Here is a 14887-nt window from a genome sequence, read left to right as displayed (position 1 = left end):
GAAATTCCAGCGGTCTGTAAAATCTTAACCTGCTTTCAAGCTTTCGCTAATGTGAGTGGGAAAAATCTACTTACATCACAGACTCAACTTCAGCAATTTCAGGAATTTCTTCCCGAAGTTTGCGCTCAATACCCATTTTGAGAGTCATGGTAGAACTGGGACAAGAACTGCAAGCTCCCTGTAATCTAAGCTTAACTATTGGACCTTCAATGTCTACTAATTCCACATTACCGCCATCTGCTGCCAGATAGGGTCGTAATTCATCTAATACAATTTCAACATTTTCATTCGTAAGCGCTTTCGCTTCACCCATTTTTTTCTCCTTGTTTGTTTTAATTTATTATGGATACTAAAATTATAGTTAATCCTAACTTACTGAACCGGGAAATAAACCAAAATTTCTAATCTTTATACAACTGCTGGTTCTAATAGTTTTATATTAGAATAATTAAACTCAGTTGTTATTTTTTGACCCTTTTCTGTAGAATTAACAACTTGGCTAGTCATTATGTAGTAGTGAACAAATTTTTCATAAGAGTCCTCAAATTCTAGTTCCCTAATTACTTCATTAGTTTTAGGATTGCGGAAGATAGCGTTATAGTGAGTAGCAATACAACCCTCTGATGTCTCCAAAGTTTTATGGGTGTTAATTACAAAGGCCATGCGCCCCATGACTCGACTAACTAGACAAATTTCTTGGCCTCTAACTTTGTAATTTGACCCCATGGCATCCCCTTTAACAAGAATTTCAACTGCTCCTGTCTCATCACTATTACCAAAGCTGAAACTATTTTTACCATGGGATTTTTCAAATGATGAACGTTTGCGGTGGGTAACTACATCCCGTAGTTGGGTATAAACACTTTGTTTTACTTCTTCGTCTGGAATACCTGTGACTTCTACAGTAAAATCTGGCTTAATCAAAATTTGGCCATTATAAATTTCTGACCCCTGTTTAAGTTCTATACTAGCACTAAAACCAGGAAAATTTGAATCCCAAGTGTAGCGATGTTCGTAGGCAGCTTTAAATAAATCACGAGCATTTTGCTCAGTCATAGAAACCTCCTAATTAATAGGGCGAAATTTTATTCTCAGGATTTACGCAAAGGTAAGAAATACGATGAGAATTTATCAAATATTAACTAAATTATAAATGATATACAGCCCTACTCCTGAATTTTTAATAATATTATTTTATTATAAAATCGTAACTTTAAGGTTAAATTTATATTATAAGCTATTGCTCAATGTAGGAAGCAAAAGCTATGAATAAATTGAGACAGAATTACTGCAAAAGTAGACTCCCTTAACCACAATAAATATTTTTTTATTTAAACATCTCTTAACAATTACAGAGGATATAATTTATAACTGCTAAAAGCTTAACACTAAAGGTTAGTTTTTGGATTTAAGACTTGTTTAAATAATAAGTATAACATTTTTTTTCAATAGGTACAAAATTGAGTCATTGCATATCGGATTCACCTAACTATAATTTCCAGATTTTTCACTTAATTTTAGTCATTATTTAATTCTTCAAAATTTAATTGTTAAAAATTAAGAACCTGAAAATTTGTAATTGCTAGTAAATCAAAAATATGATAGTATTTTAATAAAAATATAATTTTTTTATTAGCCCCCATTGATAAGCAAAAAAAATACGGTGGTACTCTTAATATGACACAAGACCTTTCCAGTCACGGCTATGAAATTATTAGACAAGTGGAACGTCACCAACAAGAGGGAGAAGTGACATATCAGGGAATAGCTCTCAAGCAAAACCAAGAAGTTGTTATCAAAGAGTTCCGTTTTGCAGATGATAATGCTAATTGGACAATATTTGAAGCTTATGAGCGAGAAGTAGAAATTCTCAAACAACTACAACATCCCCGCATTCCTAACTATATTGATGCCCTAGAAACTTCCGAAGGATTTTGTTTAATTACAAAATATCAAGAGGGAAAATCTTTGGCAGAAAGAAGAAGTTTTACCCCAGAACAAATTAAACAAATTGCTATTTCAATTTTAGAGATTTTAGTATATTTACAAAAGTGTAAACCGCCAATTATTCACGGCAATATTAAACCTGAAAATATATTAGTGACGACTCATATCAACGGTGAAAGATTTCCTACTGCATATTTAATGAATTTTGGTTGCGCACGGAAGGGAATAGAAGAGAATTTTACTGATGGTGTCAGTGGGACATCAGGATTTATGCCTCCAGAACAAGAATTGAATGGTACTGTCACTATCAATTCTGACTTATATAGTTTAGGGGTAACTATGATTTGCTTGCTGACAGGTACTTCTAGTAGAGATGTAATTAAATTAATTGATCGCAATCATCGCTTTAACCTGAAAAAATTAGCGCCACAACTGAGTGTATTATTTACAATGTGGCTAGAGAAAATGGTATCTCCCAATGGTAAAGATCGCTTTGAAAATGCAGGAGCGGCTTTAGCAGCACTAAAACCAATACCTGTTTTTGGCGATGCTGCTAATTTTAAGAATGTGGCAATGGCAATGTTACCTGTAAAAGCATCTGTCATATTGGGATTCGCCAGTATTGCTGCTCTTTCTTTATTGGCGACAACTTTAACAGTTTTTCGTCAACAACCAAACTTAAGGAATTCCCTGAATAAACAAAAACTTCAGTTGGAAAGAACAACAACAATATTGTCTGGTGACAACTCAGTTGCTAAATTGCGAGCAACTTCAGAATGTTACGGTTGTAACTTCCGTCGTGCTAATTTTGCAGCTCTCAAACTTGAAGATGCTTATTTGCGAAACGCAGATTTATTTCAAGCTAATTTAAGAGGTGTTGAACTCAGAGGTGCAAGATTACAAAATGCTAACCTTAAGAAGGCGCAATTGCAAGGCTCAATTTTAATCAAGGCTAAACTCCAGAAAGCAAATTTGTATCGTGCTAGCTTAGAAGGTGCAAATTTAACTAAGGCAGTTTTAGTCAGTGCTAACCTACGACGAGTGAATTTATCTGGCGCAAATTTGAACTCTACAAATTTGCGTGCTGCTAATTTTTCTGGTGCTTATCTCCGTGAGGCTAAATTGAGTAGGGCGAATTTAGAAGGAGCTAATTTAAAGAAAGCTAATTTAAGTGGTGCAAATATGAGTCATGCTAGTCTCCGAGGTGCAGATTTGAGGAGGGCAACTTTAAAAGATGCTAATCTCAAGAGGGTAGATTTAGTGGGAGCAAATTTAGCAGGGGTTACATTCCTGGATGCCGACCTTCAAGGAGCTAACTTGAAAGGAGCTAATCTAAAAAATGCTAATTTACTGGGTGCAAACTTAGAAAATGTAAATTTGCAAGGTGCTAATTTGCAAGGTGCAATTATGCCTGATGGTAGTTTTATTGAGTAGATATTTGACTATTTCAGTTATCACTTATCGGTAATTCCTATTGAACCATATGGCGATTTTTCATCCCTCTAAAAGGGGAAGCTTGGGAACTTAACTTTTGAGTCACTAAACTCCGGCTCTACTCAGTCATAATTTCTTTAATCACAATATTTTGGAGGTAACAATAGTGAAACTGAATCAAAATCATAAACCAGATCAAGAATTAAATGAAAGCCTTTTTCTGATAACTGCTAAACAAAACTGCACTGATTTTGATTTCTTAATTGATTATCTGAATAATCATCAAGATGAAGTTGAGTCTGCTCTGAGAAATTATGGTTCTGTGGCTATTAGGGGATATAAAGTGAAAACTCCTGAGCAGTTTCAAAAAGTGGGATTGAGCATTTTTCCTGAGCTGCGAAATCAATATCCTGGTGGGGCACCTCGTTATAAAGTTGCTGAATATGTCTGGAGTGCTTCTTCAGTGCCAAGTTATCAGTCAATTTGTGGTCATACAGAGTTATCTTACTCGCCATCAGAACAACCTCCTTACATATTATTTTTTTCACCTCAAGTTGCTAAAAGTGGGGGTGAAACTCCTATTATTAATATGAAATCGGTTTTATCAGACTTACCTGAACAGTTGCAGCAGAAGTGTTCCCATACCCGTTTGGTAACAAAGTTTTATTGGGTAAATACACAGAAAAGATTATTTGACGTACGATTATGGAAATGGCCTTGGTTTGGTTTTCCTAAATCTTGGAAGGCTGTCTTTAATACTGAGGATAAAAGTTTAGTTGAAAAAAAATGCTTTGATGCAGGGCGACAGATTAAGTGGCTTGCTAATGATGGCTTAATTGCTCATTATCCAATGCCAATAATTGGTTCTCATCCGATCACAAAGGAAATTGCCTGGACAGGATTTTTCCCTTGGTTTCATATCTGGGGTGTTTGTATTGATGCATGGTTTGCTGCTAAGTATCAAAGAAAATTCAGGAGTTGGTTAGTATTTTTGATCTTATTTTTAATCACGCTTGGGCAAATTTGTCTTGAAAAATTGATTCCAGAAAGGTGCAAATATCGAGCTTTGGATGTAGTTTTTGAGGATGGTTCTGATTTGTCTTTTTGGGATGTTTATCATATTGTCAAAAGTTATTGGAAAAATACAGAATTATTTTCCTGGCAGGAGGGAGATATTGTAATTTTAGATAACTATCGTATGGGGCATGGTAGGCTACCTTTTACTGGAGAAAGACAAGTTTATATAGCCTTCTCCTAGTTCTACTAAAGCTAGAATAGTTTAGGGAAATTTTTAAGCCCCCAACTACTTACTGCCAAGGTCACCCTCGGCAAAGGCTAGTTTTTATTAAGCTGAAATCATCAATTTTCTTGATGGTAATATTTTGGAGGTAACCACAGTGAAACTGAATCAAAATCATAAACCAGATAAAGAATTAAATGAAAGCCTTTTTCTAATAACTGCTAAACAAAACTGCGCTGATTTTGATTTCTTAATTGATTATCTGAATAATCATCAAGACGAAGTCGAGTCTGCTCTAAAAAATTATGGTGCTGTAGCTATTAGGGGATATGAAGTAAAAACTCCTGAGCAGTTTCAACAGGTAGGATTGAGGATTTTTCCTGAGCTGCAAAATCAATATCCTGGTGGGGCACCTCGTCATCAAATTACTGAATATGTCTGGACTGCTTCTGAATTACCAAGTTATCTAACAATTTCTGGTCATACAGAATTGTCTAACTCCCCATCAAACCAACCTCATTATATATTGTTTTTTTGCCCTCAAGTTGCTAAAAGTGGCGGTGAAACTCCAGTTATTGATATGAAATCGGTTTTATCAGATTTACCTGAACAGTTACAGCAGAAGTGTTCCCATACCCGTTTGGTAACAAAGTTTTATTGGGTAAATACACAGAAAAGATTATTTGACGTACGATTATGGAAATGGCCTTGGTTTCGTTTTCCTAAATCTTGGAAGGCTGTATTTAACACTGAGGATAAAAGTTTAGTTGAGGCGAAATGCTTTGAGACAGGACGACAGACTGAGTGGCTTATTAATGATGATTTAATTTCTTGTTGTCCAATGGAGATAGTTACCTCTCATCCTATGACCTCAGAAACTCTCTGGAATGGATGGTTCCCTCGGTTTCATATATGGGGTACTTCTATTGAAGCGTGGTTTGTTGCTAAGTCCCAAGGATCATTCAGGAGTTGGTTGGTATTTTTCCTCTTATTTTTGATCACGTTTTTGCAAATTTGTGTCGAAAAAATTATTCCACAACAGCGCAAATATCGATATTTGGATGTAGTGTTTGAAGATGGTTCCGATTTATCTTTTTGGGATGTTTATCATATTGTTAAGAGTTACTGGAAAAATGCAGAATTATTTTCCTGGCAGGAGGGAGATATTGTAATTTTAGATAACTATCGTATGGGGCATGGTAGGCTACCTTTTACCGGAAAAAGAAAAGTTTATATAGCCTTCTCTTCACTCTAGTAATTTTTAATAGTTAAGGAAAATTTTATTTCCCACGAGCTATTTACTGCCAAAGCCATCCTTGGGAAAGATTAGTTTTTCTTTACCTCAAATCATCAATAACATAAGTATCAGGATTGTTATATCCTAATTCCTTAGGATACTGCATTGCTACTCCTAAAATATCAATTTTAAACCCCATATTTAATATTTGAATGTATGCTTGTTGACGAGCTGTATTGACTCCAGCTACAAGTTTAGACATGCCAATAATATTGCTAAATGTTTCACATTCATTCAATAATTTTGCAAAGCGATCGCTCCCTTTTTTTCCTGAATTAACTGCACCAAATTTAATATAGCAAGTATCACTTCCTGCTTCGGTACCTGCACCATAATGACAAACAGCAAATCCTTCTAAATTACTATTTTCCCAAATAAATAAAGTATCTCCTAATCTTTTATTTTCCACCGCTAAAATTTCTGATTGTAAATCTAATCCGGAATAAATATTATTAGTTAATTCTTGGCTAGCTTGTAAATAGTTTTTTTGTTGTTCTGGGGAAATTTGTGAATACCTAATGCTTTTTAATTGCTGCTGTTTTTGAGAAACAGATTTAGTGCAAATGCTAGTTAAAAAATGTGGCATAAAACCAAATTTTTGATAAAAATGTAAATGTTTGGGACTTTGAGAAAATGTAAAGAAGCAAATATGTTGAGTTTGCCAATTTCTCAAGCATTCCATTGTTGCTGACATCAATTTTTTACCTACTCCTTGATTCCAAAAATTTGGATGTACTGATAAAGGTCCAAAAAAACCAAAACTCCCCCATTTAGAGATAAAGTTAGAACCTACTAATTGACCGTCTATTTCTGCGGCTAAAGCTGCTTTTGGCTCTGTATACCAACGCTGCATATAGTATCTATCACCAAAGAATTTTATCGGGTCTGGTAAACCTATAAATGTACCAAAAGCTAATCGAAATATTTTGTCAGCTTCAGACAATTCTTGTTCTTGAAGTAAGCGAATATTAATTTTATTCATGATTTTTTTTTGATTATTTGGTCGCCAAAATAATGTCAATTTTTAGTAAAACTCGAAACTTAATGATGATCAAATGTAGCCTTTAAGTAAAAATATATCAAATATCAACAAACTAGACTTATTGCCCAAAATAGAATTATGATTGAAAAATTTTGACTTAAGAGAAATCTTTGACATATAATAACGACGATTATAGATTTAATTTTACCCCAGTACATGGAGATTTAGGCCTTGGGTATAGAACTGCGCAGTTATGTATTTATAGACAACTTGCAACCTCAGCACGCCGCCTATATTGGTACAGTAGCCCTTGGCTTTTTACCACTACCAGGTGATACCTCTCTATGGATAGAAATTTCTCCTGGTATTGAAATTAATCGTATTACAGATGTAGCTCTCAAATCTAACTCTGTGCGACCAGGGGTACAATTTGTGGAGCGACTTTATGGTTTGTTGGAAATTCATTCCAGTCGTCAGGGAGATACAAAAGCTGCTGGTCAAGCAATTTTGCAATCTTTAGAGGTTATTGAAAGCGATCGCCTGAAACCTCGTATTATCTCTAGTCAGGTGATCCGTAATATTGACTCTCACCAAGCACAGTTAATTAATCGTAATCGTCGTGGCCAAATGATTTTAGGTGGCCAAACTCTCTATGTTTTAGAAGTCCAACCTGCCGCCTATGCTGCTTTAGCAGCCAATGAAGCAGAAAAAGCTGCTTTAATTAATATTTTACAAATTCAAGCCGTAGGTAGTTTTGGACGACTTTATTTGGGAGGAGAAGAACGGGATATTTTGGCAGGTTCTCAAGCAGCTTTGGAGGCCATGAAAAATGTTTCGGGTCGAGAACATTTTGACCAACGCCAAGAATAAATTAACTAATAGAAGATTCTAGATTAATCTTTCAGGTAGGTTGTAGTTGATGAATCAAGCTTAACACGCCAGCTAGAACCTTTTGATTAACCCTCAGAATTCTACAGACAAAGTGTGATCCTATTTCCTATCTCTTCATCTTCCCTAATTCTTCTTAGATGCCTTATTTTTCTGACTTGATTAGTTAAATCTACAGATTTATTTAGACAAAAATTATAATCTAATGTACAATATAAATGATGATATTTTGTAATAAAATATTAACCATGCTAAGTAGTATACTAATTATTAGATATAGATATTAAAATTTTGAGAATGCTAATTTTGTTGAAAATTGTTCCTTAGATACAAATTGCTAAAAAATTAACAATGTCCGAAAAACTTAATTTAATGGTAGTTGATGATGAACCTAATAACTTGGATTTATTGTACCGGACTTTTCGACGTCAATTTAAAGTTTTCAGGGCAGAAAATGCTAGGATAGCTATGGAAATTTTGGAAACCCAGGGGGAAATGGCTGTTATTATTTCTGACCAAAGTATGCCAGATATGACAGGTATTCAATTTCTCATAAAAACAAGAGAGAGCTTTCCTGATACCATTAGAATTTTATTAAGTGGTTATGAGCAAGAAGAAATAAATTCTGTTGAAAATGATATACAACAAGCTGATATTTTTAAATGTGTAACTAAACCTTTTTCTCCTCAAGAACTCAAGGATGTGCTTCAAGAATGTTTGGAAATATATAAAACCAAGAAAAGTTTATAGAAAAAGATAGGGAATAAGGAATAGGAAAAGACACAATTTTCAAATTATCCTTAACCATAACTTGAGAAGTATAAATACCGATACAACCGCTTCTATTAACTAATTTATATTTCTAATTTGATTCCAGCTTGAAGATTTAATTACCACATAAATATCTTAATACTTATTTCACTTTTTTACTCTAAGTATAAAATAACTGAAACTAAAAAAAACGTGCCTTGCTATTAACCTAACTAGGAGATAAATTATAAATGCTGAGACTGGAAAATATAAGTAAGATATATCCTACAGGTGTCATTCTTAAAGATGTTAACTGGGAAGTAAAACCAGGAGACCGCATTGGCTTAGTGGGTGTTAATGGAGCTGGAAAATCAACTCAATTAAAAATTATTACTGGAGAAATAGAACCTACTTCTGGAGAAGTTATTCGCCCTGCAAATTTACACATTGCTTATCTAACTCAAGAATTTGAAGTAAATCCTAATCGTACAGTTAGAGAGGAATTTTGGACCGTATTTATAGAGGCTAATAAAATACACGAATCTCTTCTACAAGTACAGAGAGAAATGGAAATTGCTACTCCAGAAAAATTAGATGAACTTATTCATAAATTAGACCGTTTACAACGACAATTTGAAGCTTTAAATGGTTATGGATTAGATGCAGAAATTGAAAAAATATTGCCCGAAATGGGGTTTGAATCTGATGATGGCGATCGCTTAGTTAGTGCTTTTAGTGGTGGTTGGCAAATGCGGATGAGTTTAGGAAAAATTCTTTTGCAAAAGCCAGATGTATTACTCTTAGATGAACCGACTAACCATCTAGATTTAGAAACAATTGAGTGGCTAGAAAATTATTTAAAAAATTTAGCAACTCCTATGGTGATAGTTTCCCATGACAGAGAATTTCTTGACCGCCTTTGTACTCAAATTGTGGAAACTGAAAGAGGAGTTTCTACCACTTATTTAGGTAATTATTCAACTTATTTAGAACAAAAATCAGAAAATAAAGCTGCACAACTTAGCACTTATGAACGACAACAAAAAGAAATAGAAAAACAACAAACTTTTATAGAACACTTTCGTGCTAGTGCTACTCGTAGTACTCAAGCAAAAAGCAGAGAAAAACAATTAGAAAAAATAGAACTTATAGAAGCTCCTACAGTAGGATTAAAAACTTTAACTTTCCATTTTCCACCAGCACCTCGTAGTGGTAGAGAAGTTGCAGTCATTAAAGATTTAGTTCATACTTATGGTGATAAAATTCTCTTTTTAGGAGCAAACTTAGAAATAGAAAGGGGAGATAGAATTGCTTTTTTAGGGTTGAATGGCTGTGGTAAATCTACTTTACTTCGGATGATTATGGGATTAGAAAAACCCACAGAAGGTATAGTAGAATTAGGTAAATATAATGTTATACCTAGTTACTTTGAGCAAAACCAAGCAGAAGCTTTAGACTTAACAAAAACTGTGATAAACATTATCCATGATGAAGTGCCAGATTGGAAAAATGAAGAAGTAAGAACTTTACTTGGTAATTTCTTGTTTAGTGGTGATACAGTATTTAAAAAAGTAGCTGCTTTGAGTGGTGGAGAAAAAGCACGTTTAGCTTTAGCAAAAATGCTTCTTAAACCAGGAAATTTTATGTTATTAGATGAGCCGACAAATCATCTAGATATTCCAGCAAAGGAAATGTTGGAATCAGCACTAAAAAATTATGATGGAACTGTAATTATTGTTTCCCACGACCGTTACTTTATCTCTCAAGTAGCTAACAAAATTGTAGAAATCAGAGATGGTGAATTTTATACTTACTTAGGAGACTATCATTATTATATAGATAAACTTGAGTCAGAAAAAGAATTAGAAAGGTTAGCAAAAATAACTGCAGAAAAAGCTGCTAAAAAAGCTCAAAAAGCTGCTAAGAAAAAACAGAAAAAAAAGAAAGTAAAAAATCAAACACCCCCTGAAAAATCCTAACAAGAAAATCAAAAAGTAATACAATAAAGAAAGGTTTAACCAAAGAAATTATTTCAAAGTATACTTAGTTAAATCTGTATTGATTGTAACTAGGAAATCTAATAACTGTATACCTGTATTTATAGATAAAACTTATGGCTTTAAACTTCATTCAATATTCAGTTTAGTCTTTCAGTAGGATTTTAATTATGTCTATCCTCTTCTTTTTGAAAAACACATTCTTACTAAGCAGTATAATCATACTATGGGGTTATTTACAGCCAACACTTAAAGCATTTAATTATCCAATTAATGCTTATAATACCCACAATAATAAAGTATTAATAGCTCAAAAATCTACAGCAGTCGCTGCAGAATTACAGCAAATTTTGCCAAAAATAAAAGAACAAACTCAAGTACCAATTTTGCTACCTACTCAATTATTAATTACAGGTACAGATAGAAAAATTTATGTCGAGGGTAAAGGTACAAGTAATAGTTATGAAATTACCTTAGCCTTTACACCTAATTGTAACCATAGTACTGCTTGTTCCATTGGTTATCTTAGTGCTGAAAAAGGAGGTAAACCTTTAGAAGATGAATTTAGTAGGGAATATCCTTTAGTGCAAAACATTAAAGGATATTTTAGACCTTTAACCTGTGGAGCATCTTGTGCGCCTCCAATTATCGGCTGGGAATATCAAGGAGTATTTTATCGCATGGCTTTTAAAGGTGTTGGTCAAAGTCCCGAAATTGAAGGAGAAACTTTAGTAAAAATGGCTAATTCTGCCATTGAAGTAGGGGCAAGATCAGATTAATGATACTTGAATAATGATGAGATAATTAGCTATAGAACAAATAAATTAGTTTGAGGGAAAAAGTATTTAAGGATTTAATTAATACAAAAAAATCATATATTCATAGCTGAAATTTAGCTAATACAAACTTTAATTTCATATATTAAATTCTCTATTTCCTGTTAGTTTTTTCCTTATTAAAAATTAAAAATAAGTTCTATATTTACCCATCATTCAATACAGAAAAGCAATCCTCTTGAAGAAAAACTATACAATATAAAATCCAAACCAAAAAGATAAAATCTTTCTCGACTAAATTTTAACTATTTACTGTAGATGGTTGATCATCAATAGGAATTCTGGGAAGCTTAGGCAAATCTATTGCCTCCAATGATAGGTTCTGTTTTTCTATAACTTCAGGTGCCACATCTTCAGGTTCAGACTCAAATAAAGAAGGGATCCAAGTTGGTAAATGTAGCTTACCACTTACTGGTATTGTTTGTTCAACATCTTGCAGCATTTCCTCTGAAACTTCAGAAAAGTCACTTGTATTTATTTCAGAATTTACTTCTATTTCTGGTTCTGGTTGATACTCATAAACATTCCATTTTCCTGTAGATATATTCCATGATATGCGTTCGTGTTTAACTCCTGTATTTTCCTCCTCTTCAAAGTTTTCCACTTGCTTCAGTTCTGCTATAAGCTTATTTTCTACCAATTTTTCTGTTTCCTGAGATTCACTTTGCTCTTCAGTTAAATAATCTTCTTCTATAACTACATACTCTCCTGCTTCTGTATCTTCTAAAATATCTTTTTGCGATACAACCTCAAGCAACTCATAATCTAAAACTTCACCTATTCTACTCAATGACGGTAGACTAGGATTTAATGTACCTTCACTAAACTTACCAGAAAAATTCTTCTCAAGACTATTTTCTTCCCATGAAGAAACTTTTTGAGTTGTGGTAGTTTCTTGTGGTAAATCTAATTTATTACCCAAATTAATTTGTGTAAGAGTTCTTTCTTCCTTCTTAATAATAGGTGTTTCCTGTTGTCGATTTTTTGTCTGTGGAGACCATGGTTTAACTGGTTCCGAATTTATCAGAGGTAATATTTTCGTGTTAGTTTGAATGAAAGTATTATCTCGTTTTATAGCTTCAGGTTTAGAACTGGGTTGAGACGCCCTAACTAGAGATGGGTTTGTAAGTCTTTCTATTGGTTGATTTAGTGTATCCATTCTTTCTGGCATTTCTAAGGATCTGTCCAAAGCTGCTTTAAACTGAAGAGTTTGTTGTTGTTGACGGTATAGTCTTGAGTGCAACTCTTGAGAAGTACTTTCTAATTCCTTAAGATAATAACTTTGTTGATTGTAAGATTGTTTAGTTAAAGTACATTCTCTTTCCATTTGTGCCTGATATTGTTCACTCTTTTCCCATCTATCGGTTAGGGACTCTACCAAAACTTCCTGGCGTTGAATAATTTGACTACATAATTCTAATTTGTAGAATAGACGAGTTACCTGTTGTTGAGTTGCTGCTAATTCTTTAGTTCTTTCTTCTAGCAACTTTTCCTGATTTTCTAGAGTTTTCTGACATTCTTCTAAGGCAGTTTCTAGTTCTGTAACTCGATTTACAAGTTCCCGGTTACAATGATGTAAGGCCTCCATGAGATTTGCAGATTCTAGTTCCTCAGTAGAGTCTTTTGTTAAAATTACTTCAAAATCTGGCACTGCCTGGGACCTTCTTTTAGTTCGATCTTGAGCAGTTAATTTCAAATCTTCTGGTTCTACTCCAGTTGTTTCTATAACTGGTATTGAACCTAAATTAATAGTATCAGGAAAATTAACAGTTTCCCAATCATCATTTTCTGGAATAGATGTGTGTGCTTCTGGAGCTAAATGTTGTCTAGTTTTTTCAACCTCATTTTCTTGGTCCAGTTTTTGCTGATTTACTGGATCATTTATTTTTGGTAAGTAATTGTTTCCAGGAAGTTCGGCTTCTGGCATTGCTTTCACCTAGAGTCTACAGATTGCCTTATTGTTTCTATACTAATATAGATGTTATCATCTCGGAGCGTCAACCATAGTAGAAGTCAGAAGGGGCAAAATCAAAAGTCAGAAGTTAATTCCCACCACAGACTATAACTATAGTATGGCTTAATCTATTCTTGATTACTAATTTTGAAATAAAATAGAAATCTAGAAAAATAATTAACAATTGATTTAGCCTAATCTCCAAAGGACTTTTTCTATGGCCTTAAACTTTAGATTTGCTGTTGCTAGTGACTTACATATTGCTGTTCCTCATACTATTTCTGAAAAAACACATAGTTTTCATTTAGTAGAAGTTAGCATTCCTGCTTTGGAGTTAGTACTAGAACATTTAAGTAAGTTAGATATTGATTTTTTACTACTACCTGGAGACCTAACTCAAGATGGTGAACCAGAAAATCATACCTGGCTCAGTCAAAGATTATCTGCACTTCCCTATCCTGTATATGTAGTTCCTGGTAATCACGATGTACCTGTAAAATTTGCTAATGATTATTCTATTGGTTTAGCCAATTTTCCTAGTTATTATCATCACTGTGGATATGATTACCAGCAAAGATTATATTATAGTGAACAAGTATTGCCTGGAGTTCGGATAATTGGGTTAAATTCTAATCAATTTGATACTTCAGGAAAACAAAAATATACTGGTGGTTTAGAGTCAGAACAATTAGATTGGTTACAACAGGTTTTAAGCATTGCTGAAGAGGAATTAGTGATAGTCATGCTACATCATAATGTAATTGAACATTTGCCTGACCAATCTCATAACTCTCTTGGTCGTCGTTACATGTTAGAAAATAGGTCAGTATTGTTAGATATTCTCCAATCTGCAGGTGTTCAGCTTATATTTACTGGTCATCTTCATGTTCAGGATGTTGCTAAAGATCAAGGAATTTATGAAATTACAACTGGTTCTTTAGTTTCTTATCCTCATCCTTATCGCATCATAGATTTTATTACTAATGCCAGTGGTCAAAAGTCTTTAAAGATTGAAAGTTATCGGATTAATTCTTTGCCTAATTTACCTAATCTAAGTGATGTTTCTCGGAGCTGGATCGGCGATCGCTCTGTTTATTTTATGTCTAAACTTTTGACTAGTCCTCCTTTAAATTTATCCCCAGAACTTGCTGCCAAACTTGCTCCTAGTTTGCGTTATTTCTGGGCTGATATTGCATATGGAGATGCTGTGTTGGACTTTCCTCATTTTCCACCTGAGGTCCGGCGATATTTTCAAAGTTTTAATACCACTAATAGCATTGATAATAATGCAATATTGCTTTTACAATAAAATTAGTATATTTCCCTAAGTAAATTATTCTATCTTCTAGCTTTAAGAATCAGCATTCAGCTCCGTATTTCCAGAGAAACTTGCTTCTAGAGGGATATAGTTAAAACTATTAGCTATCAAATATTTCAAATTGATCAATTTCCTAATATTTTTTTTTAGTACTATATGATCAAAATCAACTTTTTTTTGACTTTTTATAATATTTATTGATTCTCTATTTTTAACTTTTTCAACAAGTATATTGATTTTGGGC

The 14887-nt window shown here is 33.6% G+C and carries 12 protein-coding genes; 8 read left to right on the top strand and 4 right to left on the bottom strand.

Annotated elements, in window-relative coordinates:
* Positions 1–70: 70 nt before the first annotated feature.
* Together TERY_RS16335 and TERY_RS16330 are read right to left on the bottom strand one after the other, a co-directional pair.
* Positions 71–313 carry a NifU family protein gene (locus tag TERY_RS16335; protein ID WP_011612848.1) on the bottom strand — a complete coding sequence of 81 codons (243 nt, stop codon included), beginning with the start codon at positions 311–313 and terminating at the stop codon, positions 71–73.
* 95 nt (positions 314–408) lie between these two features.
* Entirely contained in the window at positions 409–1056 is a 648-nt protein-coding gene (locus TERY_RS16330; RefSeq protein WP_011612847.1) for a DUF3386 family protein, read from the bottom strand.
* Between the two features lie 621 nt (positions 1057–1677).
* Here TERY_RS16330 and TERY_RS25555 point away from each other — a divergent pair.
* The 3 genes from TERY_RS25555 to TERY_RS16315 all read left to right on the top strand — a co-directional run bounded on the left by TERY_RS25555 (position 1678) and on the right by TERY_RS16315 (position 5876).
* A complete protein-coding gene (locus tag TERY_RS25555) occupies positions 1678–3381 on the top strand; it encodes a pentapeptide repeat-containing protein (protein ID WP_011612846.1) in 1704 nt (567 codons plus the stop codon).
* A gap of 166 nt (positions 3382–3547) precedes the next feature.
* Entirely contained in the window at positions 3548–4639 is a 1092-nt protein-coding gene (locus tag TERY_RS16320) for a TauD/TfdA family dioxygenase (protein ID WP_011612845.1), read from the top strand.
* Positions 4640–4778: 139 nt separating this feature from the next.
* The gene (locus TERY_RS16315; RefSeq protein WP_011612844.1) at positions 4779–5876 is read left to right on the top strand and encodes a TauD/TfdA family dioxygenase; all 1098 of its coding nucleotides are present in this window, start codon (positions 4779–4781) and stop codon (positions 5874–5876) included.
* A gap of 82 nt (positions 5877–5958) precedes the next feature.
* Here the strand turns inward: TERY_RS16315 and TERY_RS16310 are convergent, their stop codons facing one another.
* Entirely contained in the window at positions 5959–6900 is a 942-nt protein-coding gene (locus TERY_RS16310; protein WP_011612843.1) for a GNAT family N-acetyltransferase, read from the bottom strand.
* A 231-nt stretch (positions 6901–7131) separates the two neighbouring features.
* Here TERY_RS16310 and TERY_RS16305 point away from each other — a divergent pair, with 231 nt between their 5' ends.
* From TERY_RS16305 to TERY_RS25550, 4 genes are all read left to right on the top strand, one after another.
* Positions 7132–7770, top strand: a complete 639-nt coding sequence (locus TERY_RS16305) for a microcompartments protein (protein WP_011612842.1) — start codon at positions 7132–7134, stop codon at positions 7768–7770.
* 369 nt (positions 7771–8139) lie between these two features.
* A complete protein-coding gene (locus tag TERY_RS16300; RefSeq protein ID WP_011612841.1) occupies positions 8140–8538 on the top strand; it encodes a response regulator in 399 nt (132 codons plus the stop codon).
* Between the two features lie 251 nt (positions 8539–8789).
* Complete coding sequence (locus tag TERY_RS16295; RefSeq protein WP_011612840.1) at positions 8790–10517, top strand: ATP-binding cassette domain-containing protein; 1728 nt, start codon at positions 8790–8792, stop codon at positions 10515–10517.
* Between the two features lie 188 nt (positions 10518–10705).
* Positions 10706–11314 (top strand): hypothetical protein, encoded by a 609-nt coding sequence (locus TERY_RS25550; RefSeq protein WP_011612839.1) that lies wholly within the window; start codon positions 10706–10708, stop codon positions 11312–11314.
* A gap of 298 nt (positions 11315–11612) precedes the next feature.
* On the opposite strand, the gene TERY_RS25545 is transcribed toward TERY_RS25550, so the two are convergent.
* Complete coding sequence (locus tag TERY_RS25545) at positions 11613–13298, bottom strand: hypothetical protein (RefSeq protein ID WP_011612838.1); 1686 nt, start codon at positions 13296–13298, stop codon at positions 11613–11615.
* A gap of 244 nt (positions 13299–13542) precedes the next feature.
* Here TERY_RS25545 and TERY_RS16280 point away from each other — a divergent pair, with 244 nt between their 5' ends.
* On the top strand, positions 13543–14634 hold the full coding sequence (locus TERY_RS16280) for a metallophosphoesterase (RefSeq protein ID WP_011612837.1): 1092 nt from the start codon (positions 13543–13545) through the stop codon (positions 14632–14634).
* The last annotated feature ends 253 nt before the right edge of the window (positions 14635–14887 follow it).

This window comes from Trichodesmium erythraeum IMS101, from assembly GCF_000014265.1.
GTDB lineage: Bacteria > Cyanobacteriota > Cyanobacteriia > Cyanobacteriales > Microcoleaceae > Trichodesmium > Trichodesmium erythraeum.
Note: the sequence above shows the minus strand (reverse complement) of the source record. Positions and strands in the feature narration are given on the sequence as shown.

Excerpts from the sequence above, each read along its gene's own strand:
- TERY_RS16335 (WP_011612848.1), bottom strand. The coding sequence starts at position 313 with ATGGGTGAAGCGAAAGCGCTTACGAATGAAAATGTTGAAATTGTATTA.
- TERY_RS16330 (WP_011612847.1), bottom strand. The coding sequence starts at position 1,056 with ATGACTGAGCAAAATGCTCGTGATTTATTTAAAGCTGCCTACGAACAT.
- TERY_RS25555 (WP_011612846.1), top strand. The coding sequence starts at position 1,678 with ATGACACAAGACCTTTCCAGTCACGGCTATGAAATTATTAGACAAGTG.
- TERY_RS16310 (WP_011612843.1), bottom strand. The coding sequence starts at position 6,900 with ATGAATAAAATTAATATTCGCTTACTTCAAGAACAAGAATTGTCTGAA.
- TERY_RS16300 (WP_011612841.1), top strand. The coding sequence starts at position 8,140 with ATGTCCGAAAAACTTAATTTAATGGTAGTTGATGATGAACCTAATAAC.
- TERY_RS16295 (WP_011612840.1), top strand. The coding sequence starts at position 8,790 with ATGCTGAGACTGGAAAATATAAGTAAGATATATCCTACAGGTGTCATT.
- TERY_RS25550 (WP_011612839.1), top strand. The coding sequence starts at position 10,706 with ATGTCTATCCTCTTCTTTTTGAAAAACACATTCTTACTAAGCAGTATA.
- TERY_RS25545 (WP_011612838.1), bottom strand. The coding sequence starts at position 13,298 with ATGCCAGAAGCCGAACTTCCTGGAAACAATTACTTACCAAAAATAAAT.
- TERY_RS16280 (WP_011612837.1), top strand. The coding sequence starts at position 13,543 with ATGGCCTTAAACTTTAGATTTGCTGTTGCTAGTGACTTACATATTGCT.